We start from the raw sequence: 13,965 nt of genomic DNA on the forward strand, positions 1-13,965 counted from the left end.
GAGACACGACGATGTTCGAGTATGAAACGCTGCGTCTGATCTGGTGGGCGCTGATGGGAATCCTGCTGATCGGGTTCGCGTTGACCGACGGCTTCGATCTCGGCGTCGCGGCGCTGCTCCCGTTCGTGGGGCGCACCGATGCAGAACGACGCATGGTGATCAATTCGATCGGGCCGACCTGGGAAGGCAACCAGGTGTGGTTTATCCTCGCGGGCGGCGCAATCTTCGCGGCGTGGCCGTTCGTCTACGCGATCAGCTTCTCGGGCTTCTACCTCGCGATGTTCCTTGTCTTGGCGGCGCTGATCCTGCGCCCGGTCGGGTTCAAATACCGCTCGAAACGGCCCGATGCGGCATGGCGCTCGCGCTGGGACTGGGCGTTGTTCGTCGGCGGGTTCGTGCCGGCGCTCGTGTTCGGCGTAGCGGTCGGCAACGTCCTGTCAGGCGCCCCCTTCCGCCTCGATAGCGACCTGCGCGCGTTCTTCGACGGAAGCTTCCTCGGCTTGTTTACGCCGTTCACGTTGCTGTGCGGGCTGCTTTCGGTCGCGATGCTGGTGCTGCACGGCAGCGCGTGGCTGGCGATCAAGGTCGAGCATGGCCCGGTACACGATCGTGCGCGCAAGTTCGGCACGGTCGCTGGAATCGCGTCGCTCGCACTGTTCGCAGCCGGCTGGGCGTTCGTGACCTATGGCGACATCGGCTACCGGATCGTCGGCGCGATCGATCCCTCGGGGCCTTCCAACCCGCTACGCACTACCAGTGAACTCGCGCGTGGTGGCTGGCTCGCCAATTACGGCCTCTACCCGTGGATGATGATCGCCCCCGTCCTCGGCTTCGGCGGCGCGGCGCTCGCGCTGTTCGGCATCCGGCGTGGATCGGAGGCCGCCGCGTTCGCTGGGTCGTCGGCGTCGGCGATAGGAATCATCGCGACGGTCGGGCTGTCGATGTTCCCGTTCATCCTGCCGTCGAGCATCGACTCGCATTCCAGTCTCACCGTCTGGAACGCGTCGTCGAGCGCCAAGACGCTCGGGATCATGCTGTTCGTCACCGCAGTACTGTTGCCGATCGTCGTCGCGTACACCGCCTGGGCGTACAAGGTCATGTTCGGCCGGGTGACCACGCAGGAGGTCGCGACCAACCCCGATTTCTACTGACCCTCGATCACCCAGGACATCTGATCATGTGGTATTTCACCTGGGTTCTCGGCCTTGGACTCGCGGTCGGCTTCGGCATTCTCAACGGCATCTGGCATGAGTTCCATTTGCCGATCGAAGACGATCTGGACGCTCCGGCGAACTCGTAACGGTCGCGTAAAGAATTCGCGCGGATATCGTGCGCCTTCATACTATACTCGATCAATGGCTCACCACGACATCTGCACAGATTGCGCGGTCCGCGACAAGGCGCTGTGCAGCAGCCTGAGCGACGTCGAGCTGGGCGCGCTGAATACGCTCGGCCGTCGTCGTAAGATCGCGCGCGGCCAGACGTTGATCTGGGCGGGCGACGAAAGCATCATATGCGCGAATCTGCTGTCGGGCGTGCTCAAGCTGGTCGCGGCGACGCCCAACGGCCGCGAACAGATCGTCGGACTGCTGTATCCCGCCGATTTCGTCGGCCAGCCCTATGCCGGCCACGCCGACTTCACGATCACCGCATTGACCGAGTCCGAGCTGTGCATCTTCCCGCGCGACGCCTTCGAACGCGTGCTGGAAGATCACGCGCGGATGGAGCGGCTCTTGTTGCAGCGTACGCTGGCGGCGCTCGGCGTCGCCCGGACGCGGATTCTGTCCCTCGCCCGACAGTCGGCGCAGGAGAAGATCGCCGGTTTTCTTCTCGACATGGCGACACGGGCCACGGCGACCGGCTGTCGCGCGACGCCGGACGGACCGATGACGTTCGACCTGCCGCTCACGCGCGGCCAGATCGCCGATCTGCTCGGGCTGACGATCGAGACGGTGAGCCGCCAGATGACCCGGTTGAAAGCTGCCGGCGTGATCGCTCTACCGGGGGGCCGCGCGATCACGATCTCCGACCCGGATGCACTGCAAGGACGCGCCGAGGCGGCCTAGACCACGCTGCGCTCGCAAAGCCCGCGTACCAGCATGCCGCGTGCGCCACGCGTCAGACGTCCGGCGCCGAGCATCAGGATGGCGAGCTGGGTGAAGTCCATCGCCTGCCGGGCCCCGTCGAAAAAGCTCCGCAAGATTATAGCCGAACGCTTCCGCGCAGGGCGTCGTAAAGCCGGACAGCGCGGCGAGAATGTCATCGGCCTGGATCGCCTCGCTCGCATGACGCGCCCGCACGCGCGCCATCACAGCCATCGTGAGGGGATCGCCCAAATCCCGCGCGAACAGCGCGTCGACCACCGCAGTCTCGTCACGCGGTTGGCTGATGACAACCGCGCGCAAGTCTCGGCAGATCGCCTTGGCTTCGGCATCGGACAGCCGCCCCGGCAACGCATCGGCGCACGCCTCCAGCCGATCGCACACGTCGCGCAGCCGGGCATGGGCAGCAACCAGCCCTGCCAGATCGAGCTCGTGGATGACATGCCAGCGCGCCGCGAACGGCACGACGCGCGCGGCAAACTCGTCATGCTCGGTCATCGCGGCTCTCCATGAGCCGCGGTCGCACGCCATTTCGCGCGCGACATTGACGACGGTCAATCAGGCCGTGCGATCCGCCACCTCACGCTCGCGAAGGCGGTCGCGAAACTCCGCCAGCCGCGCGCGATACCCATCGGCATCGCCATATTCGAGGAATGCGTAATAGCGGTGGAGCGGATCGCTGACGCGGAGCGCGTGCTTGATCGGGCACCAATATTGCTCGGTCCGGCTGCTGACCTCGCGGACGAACCCGATCAAGCCGTTGGCATAGGAGCAAAAGGCGCAGTTGAGCGCCTCGAGCCGGTTCAGATAACCGAGATGCGCGCGGTCGAACATGATGTAGTCGCGCCGCCGCACCCGCGCGATCCCGTAGGCGCGGAAGCAGATCGCCTGATACGCGGTGACCCAGAGGTCGACGATGACCAGCGGCACGATCAGCGAATAGATCACCGGCGCGGTGACGATCGAGACCAGGTCGGACCGCGCGACGAACCGCAGCACCGACACTTTCAGCCGCCGCTGCGCATCGAGCACGCCGTGTTCGAACCCGACGATCCGGCCGGTGAGTTCGACGCCGAGTGCCCGCCGCCTGTTCTCGATCTCGCGATCGAGTTCGCCCTGAAGCCGCACGATCTCGTGCGCCAGATCCTGCATCCGCTGGATATCGATCGTCATGCGGTCTCCTCGATGGGCGGAGATCGCCCTTGGGAGGCAGCCTAGCGCGCACCAACCGGCCCGGTAGCGTCGGAAACTACGTGTTTCCCGACGCTGCGGGGACGCGGGCTTTGCGGTTAGCACGACGTGCATCGCCATCGACGGCGCGCAATCGCAAAGGATTTCTCATGGTCGAACTCGTCAGCGAGCGTGCAGCCGCCCCGCGTACACTCCCGGCCCTGTGGTGGAGCGCCGACCTGACGACACGCGACGGTTGCGTCTTCCACGTCCGCCCCGCCTCGCCCGCCGACGAACCCGCGCTCGCGGAATTCTTCGAGCATGTCGACAAGGAGGACCTCCGCTTCCGCTTCCTCAGCGCGATCCACAAGGTCGGTCACGACCAGCTCCGCGCGCTCGTCACCGTCGACCACGAGCATATTGAGAACTTCCTCGCATTCGATCCTGCGACCGGGCGGATCGTCGCGACCGCGATGTTGGCGGCGGACGAGAGCCTGACCCGCGCCGAAGTCGCCGTCGCGATCCGCGCCGATTTCAAGCGCCGCGGGATCAGCTGGACTTTGCTCGATCACGTCGCGGCATTCGCCCGCGCGAAGGGGATCGCGACGCTCGAATCGATCGAGAGCCGCGACAATCACCAGGCAATCGAGCTGGAACGCGAACGCGGCTGGATCGCGTCCGCCTGCCCGGGCGATCCCGCATCGATGATGCTGCGGATGACGCTGTCAGCCTGACGCCGACATCGCCAACGCCTCGGCATACGTGGCGGTGCTGGTCATCGGCCCTAGCCGGCGCGGCCCAGCATCGCGGCCGGTTGCGCGGCCATGCCGCAGAGAATAACGCGCGTATGCGTCATCCCCGCCCGCCGCAGCAGCTCGGCGATCGCCGCGACGCCGCTCGCATCGAGCATCGGCACGCGTTCCAGCCGCAGGATCAGCACGCGCGGCACGCTGCCCAACCGGCGATAGGTATCCATTAATCCGGCCGCGACACCGAAGAAGAATGGCCCGTCGATCCGGAACATTTCGACGCCGGCAGGCAGCGCCGCGCGTTCGGTGGGCGCGTCGTCTTCGGGGCCAATGATCGCGACCGTCTCGCTCATTCGCGCCATGAACAGCAGCGCGGCTAGCGTCACGCCGACGCCGATCGCCACCGTCAGGTCAACCAGCACCGTCAGGCCAAACGTCAGCAGCAACACCGCGCGGTCGCCATTGGGCATCCGCAACAGGCCGACGAAGCGCTCCTGCTCGCTCATCCCCCAGGCGACGACGAACAGGATCGCCGCGAGCGCCGCCATCGGGACGAACGCCATCAGCCGCCCGCCGAACACCACGAACAGCAGGATAAACACCGCGTGGAGCATCCCCGCGACCGGGGTCCGCGCGCGCGCCTTGATCGCGGTCGCGGTGCGCGCGATCGCGCCGGTCGCGGGCAGCCCGCCGAACAGCGCCGACGCGATGTTGGCGATCCCTTGCGCGACCAGTTCCTGGTTCGACCGGTGCCGCGATCCGATCATCCCGTCCGCGACGACCGCGGAGAGCACCGCCTCAATACCGGCAAGAAACGCGATCGTGAACGCCGAGGGCAGCACCGCCTGAAGCTTCGCGAGCGTCCAGACGGGGAAAGCCGGCATCGCTATCCCGTTCGGCATCGCCGGAAAACGCGAGCCGATCGTTGCGACATACGCGCCGCTCGCGATGACGACGACTGAAGCAAGGACGACCGCGACCAGGAACCCCGGCACGCGCGGTGCGATCCGCTTGAGGATCAGGATGACGGCGAGCGCGCCCATGCCGATCGCGACGGTCGGCGCGTCGATGGTCCGGATCGCGCCCGCATAGGCCGCCCATCTCGGCACGAAGTCGGCGGGCACCGAGGCCATGGCCAGCCCGAGGAAGTCACGAACCTGGCTCGACGCGATGATCACCGCGATGCCTGCGGTAAAGCCCGTGACGACGGTATAGGGGATGAACCGGATCATCGCCCCCAACCGGGCATAGCCAGCGACGATCAGGATAATGCCGGCGAGCAACGTCGCCAGGACCAGGCCGTCATAACCGTGCCGCGCGATCACGGTGAACACCACGACCACGAACGCCCCGGTGGGGCCACCGATCTGGACGCGCGATCCGCCGAGCGCCGACACAAGGAAGCCTGCGACGATCGCGGTGATCAGCCCCTTGTCGGGTGAAGCGCCGCTCGCAATGCCAAGCGCCATCGCGAGCGGGAGCGCGACGACCGCGACCGTCGCGCCGGCGATCGCATCGGCGCGCAACGTGGCGAGCGAATAGCCTTCGCGCATCGCCGTGACGATCTTCGGGACGAAGGTGGTCACGCGCGGCGTTGCCATAGCGCAACCACCTGCTTGGTCACTTCGGTGACGACGATCGTCCCGAAGACCGCGACGACACAGAACCGCATCGTCGCAGCCGAGACCGGCGCCGTCCCGAGCACGCTACCGAGCGGCGGCCACAGCATCGCGGTCGCCTGCAACGCCAGCGCGATGCCGACACCGAGCAGCAGCCAGACGTTCGAGAACAGCGGCTCTCGGACAATCGAGCGGCGCTCGCTGCGCATGCACAGCACATAGGCGTTCTGGAACAGTACCGTCATCAGCAGCACAGCATTCTGGATCTCGGCGAGCGGTCGCCCCTCGCCGCGCATCTGCGCCACGAGATACAGCGCGAGCCCAGTCATCAGCAGCGCCGGCGGGATCATCAACGCGATCGCGCTTCGATCGAGGATCGGCGCGCTCGGCGGACGCGGTGGCTGGCGCAGTTCGTCGCCCTCGCCGCGACCAAAGCCCAGCATCACGTCCTGAGCGCCGTTGGTGACAAGGTTGAGCCACAATAGCTGCACCGCGGTCAGCGGCATCGGCAGACCGAGCATTACCGCGCCGATGAACATGCCGATCTCGGCGGCGCCCGTCGCGAGCAGGATAATGACGATTCGCCGGACGTTGGCATAGGTCACACGCCCCTCCTCGACGCCTGCGACGATCGACGCGAAATTGTCGTCGGCGAGCACCAGGTCGGCAGCGCCGCGCGCGACGTCGGTACCGGCGACGCCCATCGCCACGCCAATATGCGCGGCCTGAAGCGCGGGCGCGTCGTTGACGCCGTCGCCGGTGACCGCGACGAGTTCACCGCTGGCGGCCAGGATGCGGACGATCTCGAGCTTCTGCACCGGTTCGATCCGCGCGAACACGCGCCCGCCGAGCACGAGTGCGGCGAGCCGTTCGGGCTGGTTCCCGAGGTCAGTCATTTGCGCACCGGTGACAACCTGCTCGGCCGCGACCTCAAGCCCGAGCCCGCGGGCGATTGTCAACGCGGTGCCGGGATGATCGCCGGTAACCATTCGCACGCCGATCCCAGCCTCGGCACAGCGCGCGATCGCTGCGGGGACCTCGGGGCGAACCGGATCGATCAGCCCAATCCAGCCAAGCAGGACGAGATCGGTCGGCGAGGTCAGGTCGGTGGTCGTCGCACCGTCCGACGCAGCGACCGCGATCACGCGATAGCCTTCGCCGGCCATCGCGGTGGCGGCGGCGAACGCGGCGGGATCGATCGCGCGGCACATCTGCCGGATGATCTCGGGCGCTCCCTTGGCGAACACGCGGACGCCCTGCCCCTCGGACACCGCGACGGTCGAGAATTTGCGGACCGGTTCGTAAGGAAGCGCCGCGGTCCGCACCACCGCATGCAGCGCGGCAAGATCCTCGTCGCCCTCGCCCGCAAACCGCAGCAAAGCGACGTCGACCGAATCCCCAACCGGCACACCATCGGGTCCGATCGACGCCTCGTTGCAGAGCGCGACGGCACGACGCATCTCCGCCAGAGCATCCGCGCCCCAGTCGGCACCCCCGAAAGTTTGCCCGTCGGCGAGCAATATCCTTTCCACAGAGAGGATGTTCCGCGTCAGCGTGCCCGTCTTGTCGCTGGCGATGATCGTGCACGCACCGAGCCCCTCGACCGCAGGCAGCGAGCGGACGATCACGTTCCGCGCCGCCATCCGCCGCGTGCCCGCCGCCAGCGCAACGGTCACCGCGATCGACAGCCCTTCGGGGATCGCCGACACCGCCAGCGCGACGGCGAGCAGCAGGATCTGGTCGCCCGGCCGCCCCTGCACCAGCAGGACGAGCGCGAACGGGATGATCAGCGCAATCGTCGCGAGGCTGATCTGCCGCGCCAGCCGGTCGAGCCGGATCACGAGCGGTGGCGGCGTCGCCTTCGCGGTCCGTAACGACTCATCGATCGCCCCCAGCGCAGTATCCGCGCCGGTCGCGACGACGATGCCGCCACCACGCCCCTGCTCGATCATCGTCCCCGCCAGCACCATCGTCGTCCGCTCGCCCGGCGCGGTCCGCTCGGGCAACAGCGCCGCCTGGTCCTTGGCAACCGCGACGGACTCGCCGGTGAAAGTCGACTGGTCGACGCGCAGCGCGCTGCTCGACGAGAGGCGGATATCGGCGGGCACCGCCATGCCGCTCTCGAGCGCGACGACGTCACCGACAACGAGCGCGCGCGCGTCGACTACCGACACCGCACCGTCACGCAGCACGGTCGCGATCTGGCCGATCATCCGGCCGAGCGCGGCCAGACTGTCGGCCGCCTTGCTCTCCTGCACCGTGCCGATCGCCGCGTTGACGAGCAGAACGACGCCGATGAACCCCGCATCGGTGTGGTGGCCCAGCCCGAGCGAGATCGCCGCCGCCGCGATCAGCAGATAGATCAGCGGACTGTCGAACTGCCGCACGAACAGCCGCAGCATCGATGGGACGGGCGGTGGCGCGAGTGCGTTCGGACCATCATGGACCAGGCGTGCGGCCGCATCGCTCGCGCTCAAGCCGGTTGCACGGGTGTTCAGCAACGCCATCACGCGTGCTGCCGACGTCGCATGCCAGGGTCGCGGAATGAGCGTCGGCGTGTGCGGCTGGTCGATCGGGCGCTCGGCGATCACTGCCCGGTCGCCTCGACAATCGTCACGGGCGTACCGGTGCCCGCGCTCGCCAGCGTCTCGCGCGTCACCAGCAGCGTCGTGCCGGGCGTCGTCACGGTCGTCAATGCTATACGGAAGCGCTCCGGGAGATGCCCTTTGGCGCGGTCCTCGGCGGTCAGTTCGCCGGTTCTCGGATCGCCGGGCAGTGGCAGGCGCAGCCAATGCTCGCCGTCCGCATCGACCGATTGCAGCGTGAACGCCGAGGTCTGCGCGATCGGCGCATCGAACGCGATCGCGCTGGAGCCGATCTCGATACCGTTGCGCAGGACAACCACGCGCCTGTCACGCCCGCTGATCACGATCGAGACCGGCCCCTTGGGCGACAAGGCGGGGTTCCACGCGAAGTCCCCGCCCGCCGATCCCGCCGACGCCAGCATGCCCGGTGTGGCAGCCACCACCGGAACGGTCGCGTCGCGCGTAATGACGACGGTGATCCCAAGCCGGGTGATCCCGAACAGGAGTTTGGCGAACGCCGGCGGCAGGCGGATACAGCCATGCGACGCGGGATAGCCCGGTAGGTTGCCCGCATGCATCGCGATCCCGCCCCAAGTCAGCCGCTGCATGAACGGCATCTGCGCGTCCTTGTAGACGTTCGACACATGATCCGCGTCCTTCTGGAGCACGGTGAAGACCCCGGTCGGCGTCGCATGGCCATCGCTGCCGGTCGACACGGTCGAGACACCGATCGCCACGCCGTTGCGATAGGCATAGGCCTTTTGCGTGGCGAGGCTGACGATCACCGTGACGGGCCCGGCCGGGGCGATCTCGGGCGCCCAGAGATACTCGCCGGGTTTGAGCTGCTCGATCCGGCCGTCGATACTCGGCGGGGCCTGCGCTACCACGGGGCCCGCGAGCGTCATGGCAAGCGGCAGGACAAGTGACCGTGCGGGGCGGATACGGCGCGAGGTTCGGCACGGCATCATGATCTGGTCCGATCCAAAGGGCCTCGCCGAGGCGAGCATTCGACCCGCTGCTATCGATCGAAGTCGCCGGGCATCACCGTCGGAAACTACGCAATCGGGGGCGGATCACCCCGCACGCGCCCAGCTCGAGCATTACCCTCAGATCGGCTCAGGGCGGTGTTCGCCAGCTGCACCCGGCTCGGCGCGGCGATCATCGCGAGACCGTCCCGTTAATTGTGATGGCGCTATAACACGCTGACAATAATGGGTATCTCCGGCGTCGAGTATCACACGACCGGCGCTTCAACGTCGTAGCGGAGTTCGCCCATGCCTGATCGCCTTCACACCATTTGCCTGATGTCATCATCCCTCGACGGCGGTCTCCACGCCAGTCGGTGTACCAAGAGCCCCGACGGCACGTCGAAGGACTGGGCCATGCTCTACGAGGCTCTGCACGATCGGTTGGCGGGAGATGCCTGGCTCGTCGGGCGCGCGACGATGGCGGAAATGGCGAAGGGTGAGGCTAACCCGCTTGCGGCCGTCTCGACGGTCCAGCGGCCACGGCATTTCGCAAAGGGGATTGCCAAGCCGTTCGCGATCACAGTCGATACGCGCGGCGAACTGCACTTCGGTGAGCCGAAGATAGCCGGCGACGACGTCGTGGTGCTGCTCGGCAGAGACGTCTCGGACACGCATCTCGCGGAACTGGCAGCCAGCGGCGTATCTTACATTGTCTCTGCCGAAGAGCAGGTCGATCTCAAGGCAGCGCTTCGCTCCCTGCGCGATGATCTTGGCGTCACGCGTTTGCTGGTGGAGGGCGGTGCCGCAATCATCGGCAGCTTTCTGGCAGAGAGTCTGGTCGACGAATTGAACGTCATCGTCACGCCAACGCTCGACGCGCGTACGGACATGCAGGCATTCGTCTCATATGGCCGAGACGGACTTGCCGGCAAAACCAGTCTGTCGTTGAAAAGCTGCGATCGCCTCGATCACGGCGCCGTCCTGTTATGTTACGACGTCCGTTCGGTTGACGGGCGCTAGGCTCGGACGTTTCATCACCATGGCGCGCCGGCTGGGGACAGCGGTCATACTCTCCGGGCGGTCTGCCGCTGACCGCCCGGCGTAACATGGCGTCGCAACCAGCGTTGGGGAATTGGCAATGCAGAAAATCGGCTTTGGCGGTGGCTGCCACTGGTGCACCGAAGGGGTATTCCAAGCGTTGCTCGGCGTCGTCGAGGTTGAGCAGGGCTTCATTCAGTCTGACGCCCCGTGGGATGCTTGGTCAGAAGGTGTGCTGGTCCATTTCGACCCTGCGATCATCGATCTCGGAACACTCGCCGAGGTCCACCTGAGAACGCATTCGGCGAACGGAACCTACTCCCCCGGCGGACGGTATCGCAGCGCTATCTACGTTTTCGACGCGCATCAGCGTCAGACAGCGGTGCTGATGATTGACCATATCGCGACCGAGTCCGGAGCGCCGGCACGGACGATGGTGCTCCCGTTCGTCGCCTTCAAACCGTCCGAGGCGCGCTACCAGAATTACTACCGCAGCAACCCGGACCGGCCCTTTTGCCGCCGCTATATCGATCCCAAACTGGATTATATCCGGCGCAATTTCGCGGCCATCGCGCGGCCTTGAGAGGCGGGATATCGTACCGAGCGCGTATTGCGCATCGTGCCGTCAGGCGGTGCAGGAGGAATGCCGCAGACGCAGGTTTATGATGTGCGCCGTAGCAACCAGGACGCTACCGGCAACGGTCATGGCGATCTCGGCCGCTCCCTCCTGCAGCGCAAATGCGCCGATCGTCATCAGCACGATCCCGATCAGCCCGAGACCTAGCGGCAACGGGGCCTTGTGGCTGACGTTTCCACCTAGCAGAGCGACCACCGCGACCGGTGCCGCGAACAGCAGCACCCAGCGATGAAAGCTTTCGGGAATCGCGATGATCGCGGACAATGACGGTGCCGCAGCCAGGAGCAACGGCAGTGCCAGACAATGGATCATGCACGCCGCCGATCCCGTCACCGCCACCCGATCGAGCCAGTCTACACCGTAGATACGCGCACTCTTCATCTTGCCGACGTCACATACTTTAGGGTATGATACATCATCTCCTATATTGGGTAAAACACCGATGCACCATATGCGGTCGCAAGAAAGCTTCGACGTTGTTCGGACCAAAATATCGGATCCAGAGTCTCCACGAAGGGCTCCCGCTGCGGAGGCGCGGTGGCTTCGCGCGTTGGACTGTCCTCGAACATCAGACCCGTAATGGCGGGAAAACGGCCCCATGCAACGCAGCTGACACATTCGCGATCCATGATCGACACGTGTCAGCCGGGCTCATCTGTGGTCCGAGGCAGCAGGATGCTCACCCTATGACGCGTTTGATGGTGTCAGCGATGCAAGGCGACCCGGCGTTCACCGCCGATCTCGCCGCGGCCCGACACGAGATCGCGGCGCTCCGACAGGACGGCGGCGCGGCGAAACCCGACACGGCATTCTGCATACCCAACCTCTCTACTGACCGGACATCCATGACCGACACTAGCTCGCGCCTGCTTCTCGATCGCCGCACCCTGATCGGTGCCGCCGCAGCGATGATCGGCGCACCGGCGATCCTGCACGCACAACAGCTGTTCGGCGCCTACCCGTTTCGCCTGGGCATCGCGGCGGGCGATCCGGTCGCGGACGGCTTCGTCATCTGGACGCGGCTCGCCCCCGATCCGCTGGCCGAGCATGGCGGCATGCCGATGCAGCCGGTCGAGGTCGCGTGGCAGGTCGCGACCGATCCGCGCTTCGCGACGTTGGTCGCCGGCGGCAAGGCGCTGGCACGTCCAGAACTCGCGCATTCGGTCCATGTCGAGGTCGAAGGCCTGCTGCCCGATCGCCCCTATTGGTACCGGTTCAGCGTCGGCAGCGAGCGCTCGCCGGCAGGATGTGCCCGGACACTGCCGGTCGCCGGAGCGTCTGTCGAGCGGCTTCGCTTCGCGGTCGCCGGCTGCCAGAACTACGAGGATGGGCTCTATACCGCCTATCGTCACCTCGCGGCGGAAGAGCCGGCGTTCGTCTTCCACTATGGCGACTATATCTACGAAGGCCGAAGCGCGCCGATGCCGGTCGGGTATGACAGCAAGCCGCGACGGTTCGTTCGCGAGCACGCCGGGCAGAAGCTGTTCGACCTAGCCGATTATCGCCGCCGTTACGCCCAATACAAGACCGACCCGGACCTCCAGGCGGCGCATGCGGCGGCGGCGTGGTTCGTGAGTTCGACGATCACGAGGTCGAGAACAACTGGGTCGGCGAGATCGACCAGGAGCATGATCCGCCCGAAGTGTTCGCGCTGCGCCGGGCTGCGGCGTTCCAGGCCTATTACGAGCACATGCCGCTGCGCCGTTCGGCGTTTCCGGGACCGGCCGGCATGCAGATCTACCGTCGCGCGACGATCGGCAATTTGCTCGACCTGCACCTGCTCGACACCCGGCAATTTCGGACCGATCAGCCCTGCGACGATGGCTTCAAGACGCGTTGCAAGGGGTGGGCGGATCCGGCGGCGCAGGTCATGGGACGCGCGCAGGAAGCGTGGCTGGCGACCGCGCTGAAGCAGAAGAAGGCGCGCTGGAACGCGCTGGCGCAGCAGGTGATGATGATGCCGCTCGACCGGCGCACCGGTGACGAGCCTACGCCGATCCGCAATATGGACAGCTGGGGCGGCTATGATGCGCCGCGCGAACGCGTGCTGAAGATGGTCGAAGGACTCGGCAACACCGTCGTCCTGACCGGCGACGAGCATCAGAACTATGCAGGCGTGCTACGTACCGAGGCTGGCCAGGGGGACGCAGTCGCCGTCGAGTTCGTCGGCACGTCGATCACCTCGGGCGGCGATGGCGCGGACCGCCGCGTCGGAGAGGACCGCATCCGAGACCGCAACCCGTTCCTCGCCTGGACCAATGACCGGCGCGGTTACCTGCTCTGCGAGGTGACCGCCGACCAGTGGAAGACCGAGTTCCGCACCGTCGACAGCGTCACACGTCCCGATGCGCCGGTTAAGAGGGCTGGCACCGCGATCATCGAACACGGCCTCGCGGCGGTGACGATGACCGCCTCCGCCTGAAACCCGCGCGTATTGCGCCACGTCAATTTCAGTTTGCGACGACGATGCTAAACACCCTTTTGGACTGTGGCCTGGGGGGAATGACATGGGTATCCCGTGGAACGAGTTGGCGACGCTGATCCGGGTCACCGACCGTACGACCGAAACGGCGGCTAGCCGCGAGATGGTGCAGCAAGGCCCGCTGCACCGCGTGGTGGAGACGGTTGCCGCAATGCCGCCGGACGCGCGTCGCGGCCTGTCGGTATCATTACCCGATCGTCGCGTCCCGCCGCATACGTTCGACCGCCACGCGATCGACGCTCTCATCATCGATCTGCGCCGCACGCGACCGTGACACGTCGACGAACTTGTGCAAATTGATACCGATTCGACAACATCGGCGTTGCGAGGTGGCTGCGCCCGCCTAGCGCGTAACGCCGCACCCAAGAGAACCTGTCCATGACTCCAACCGTCATCACGCCCAGCGGCCCCGGCGCTATGGAAGCCGGCTTGGTCCTCGACGAGGAAGGCAGCCGCTTCGTCGTGCTCACGTTCAAGGAGCCGAACGGCGAGCCGACGCTCGTCACCTTTACGGTCCCGGTTTTCCAGAACTATGTCGAGCATCTGGTGCGGACCGCCAAGGCCGCCAAAGAGGATGCGAACTGGGGTATTCCCGGTTGAACCCTGACGCGGCTC

14 protein-coding genes and 1 pseudogene are annotated in these 13,965 nt (G+C 66.2%); 10 read left to right on the plus strand and 5 right to left on the minus strand.

What is annotated here, in order from left to right:
* The first annotated feature begins 11 nt into the window (after positions 1-11).
* The 4 genes from cydB (at position 12) to C8J40_RS10930 (ending at position 2,615) form a co-directional block, all read left to right on the plus strand.
* Entirely contained in the window at positions 12-1,151 is a 1,140-nt protein-coding gene (gene cydB, locus C8J40_RS10915; RefSeq protein WP_132897061.1) for a cytochrome d ubiquinol oxidase subunit II, read from the plus strand.
* 26 nt (positions 1,152-1,177) lie between these two features.
* Entirely contained in the window at positions 1,178-1,300 is a 123-nt protein-coding gene (cydX, locus tag C8J40_RS10920; protein ID WP_132897062.1) for a cytochrome bd-I oxidase subunit CydX, read from the plus strand.
* Positions 1,301-1,355: 55 nt separating this feature from the next.
* The gene (locus tag C8J40_RS10925) at positions 1,356-2,066 is read left to right on the plus strand and encodes a Crp/Fnr family transcriptional regulator (RefSeq protein WP_132897063.1); all 711 of its coding nucleotides are present in this window, start codon (positions 1,356-1,358) and stop codon (positions 2,064-2,066) included.
* A 90-nt stretch (positions 2,067-2,156) separates the two neighbouring features.
* Positions 2,157-2,615, plus strand: coding sequence for a hypothetical protein (locus C8J40_RS10930; RefSeq protein ID WP_132897064.1), 459 nt, complete (start codon positions 2,157-2,159; stop codon positions 2,613-2,615).
* 45 nt (positions 2,616-2,660) lie between these two features.
* Here the strand turns inward: C8J40_RS10930 and C8J40_RS10935 are convergent, their stop codons facing one another.
* Positions 2,661-3,275, minus strand: coding sequence for a hypothetical protein (locus tag C8J40_RS10935; protein ID WP_207901201.1), 615 nt, complete (start codon positions 3,273-3,275; stop codon positions 2,661-2,663).
* A gap of 167 nt (positions 3,276-3,442) precedes the next feature.
* Between C8J40_RS10935 and C8J40_RS10940 the strand changes: the two genes are divergently transcribed.
* Positions 3,443-4,006, plus strand: coding sequence for a GNAT family N-acetyltransferase (locus C8J40_RS10940; RefSeq protein ID WP_132897065.1), 564 nt, complete (start codon positions 3,443-3,445; stop codon positions 4,004-4,006).
* A 50-nt stretch (positions 4,007-4,056) separates the two neighbouring features.
* On the opposite strand, the gene C8J40_RS10945 is transcribed toward C8J40_RS10940, so the two are convergent.
* The 3 genes from C8J40_RS10945 to C8J40_RS10955 are packed head-to-tail and all read right to left on the minus strand — an operon-like array spanning position 4,057 to position 9,193.
* On the minus strand, positions 4,057-5,607 hold the full coding sequence (locus C8J40_RS10945) for a SulP family inorganic anion transporter (RefSeq protein WP_243693334.1): 1,551 nt from the start codon (positions 5,605-5,607) through the stop codon (positions 4,057-4,059).
* Positions 5,604-8,231 carry an HAD-IC family P-type ATPase gene (locus tag C8J40_RS10950; RefSeq protein ID WP_132897067.1) on the minus strand — a complete coding sequence of 876 codons (2,628 nt, stop codon included), beginning with the start codon at positions 8,229-8,231 and terminating at the stop codon, positions 5,604-5,606. Before C8J40_RS10950 ends, C8J40_RS10945 begins: the two co-directional genes overlap by 4 nt.
* Positions 8,228-9,193, minus strand: a complete 966-nt coding sequence (locus C8J40_RS10955) for a L,D-transpeptidase (RefSeq protein ID WP_243693335.1) — start codon at positions 9,191-9,193, stop codon at positions 8,228-8,230. Before C8J40_RS10955 ends, C8J40_RS10950 begins: the two co-directional genes overlap by 4 nt.
* Before the next feature lie 336 nt (positions 9,194-9,529).
* Here C8J40_RS10955 and C8J40_RS10960 point away from each other — a divergent pair, with 336 nt between their 5' ends.
* Together C8J40_RS10960 and C8J40_RS10965 are read left to right on the plus strand one after the other, a co-directional pair.
* The gene (locus C8J40_RS10960; protein ID WP_243693336.1) at positions 9,530-10,213 is read left to right on the plus strand and encodes a dihydrofolate reductase family protein; all 684 of its coding nucleotides are present in this window, start codon (positions 9,530-9,532) and stop codon (positions 10,211-10,213) included.
* A gap of 118 nt (positions 10,214-10,331) precedes the next feature.
* Positions 10,332-10,814, plus strand: coding sequence for a peptide-methionine (S)-S-oxide reductase (locus tag C8J40_RS10965; RefSeq protein WP_132897069.1), 483 nt, complete (start codon positions 10,332-10,334; stop codon positions 10,812-10,814).
* Between the two features lie 42 nt (positions 10,815-10,856).
* On the opposite strand, the gene C8J40_RS20285 is transcribed toward C8J40_RS10965, so the two are convergent.
* Complete coding sequence (locus tag C8J40_RS20285; protein ID WP_165886614.1) at positions 10,857-11,249, minus strand: MerC domain-containing protein; 393 nt, start codon at positions 11,247-11,249, stop codon at positions 10,857-10,859.
* Between the two features lie 527 nt (positions 11,250-11,776).
* On the opposite strand from C8J40_RS20285, the pseudogene C8J40_RS10975 reads away from it, so the two are divergent.
* The 3 genes and pseudogenes from C8J40_RS10975 to C8J40_RS10985 all read left to right on the plus strand — a co-directional run bounded on the left by C8J40_RS10975 (position 11,777) and on the right by C8J40_RS10985 (position 13,950).
* Positions 11,777-13,290, plus strand: a pseudogene (locus tag C8J40_RS10975) (alkaline phosphatase D family protein).
* An 85-nt stretch (positions 13,291-13,375) separates the two neighbouring features.
* Positions 13,376-13,624 (plus strand): hypothetical protein, encoded by a 249-nt coding sequence (locus C8J40_RS10980; RefSeq protein WP_132741813.1) that lies wholly within the window; start codon positions 13,376-13,378, stop codon positions 13,622-13,624.
* Positions 13,625-13,728: 104 nt separating this feature from the next.
* Positions 13,729-13,950, plus strand: coding sequence for a hypothetical protein (locus C8J40_RS10985; protein WP_132897071.1), 222 nt, complete (start codon positions 13,729-13,731; stop codon positions 13,948-13,950).
* Positions 13,951-13,965 lie beyond the last annotated feature (15 nt).

The organism is Sphingomonas sp. PP-CC-3A-396, from assembly GCF_004343105.1.
GTDB lineage: Bacteria > Pseudomonadota > Alphaproteobacteria > Sphingomonadales > Sphingomonadaceae > Sphingomonas.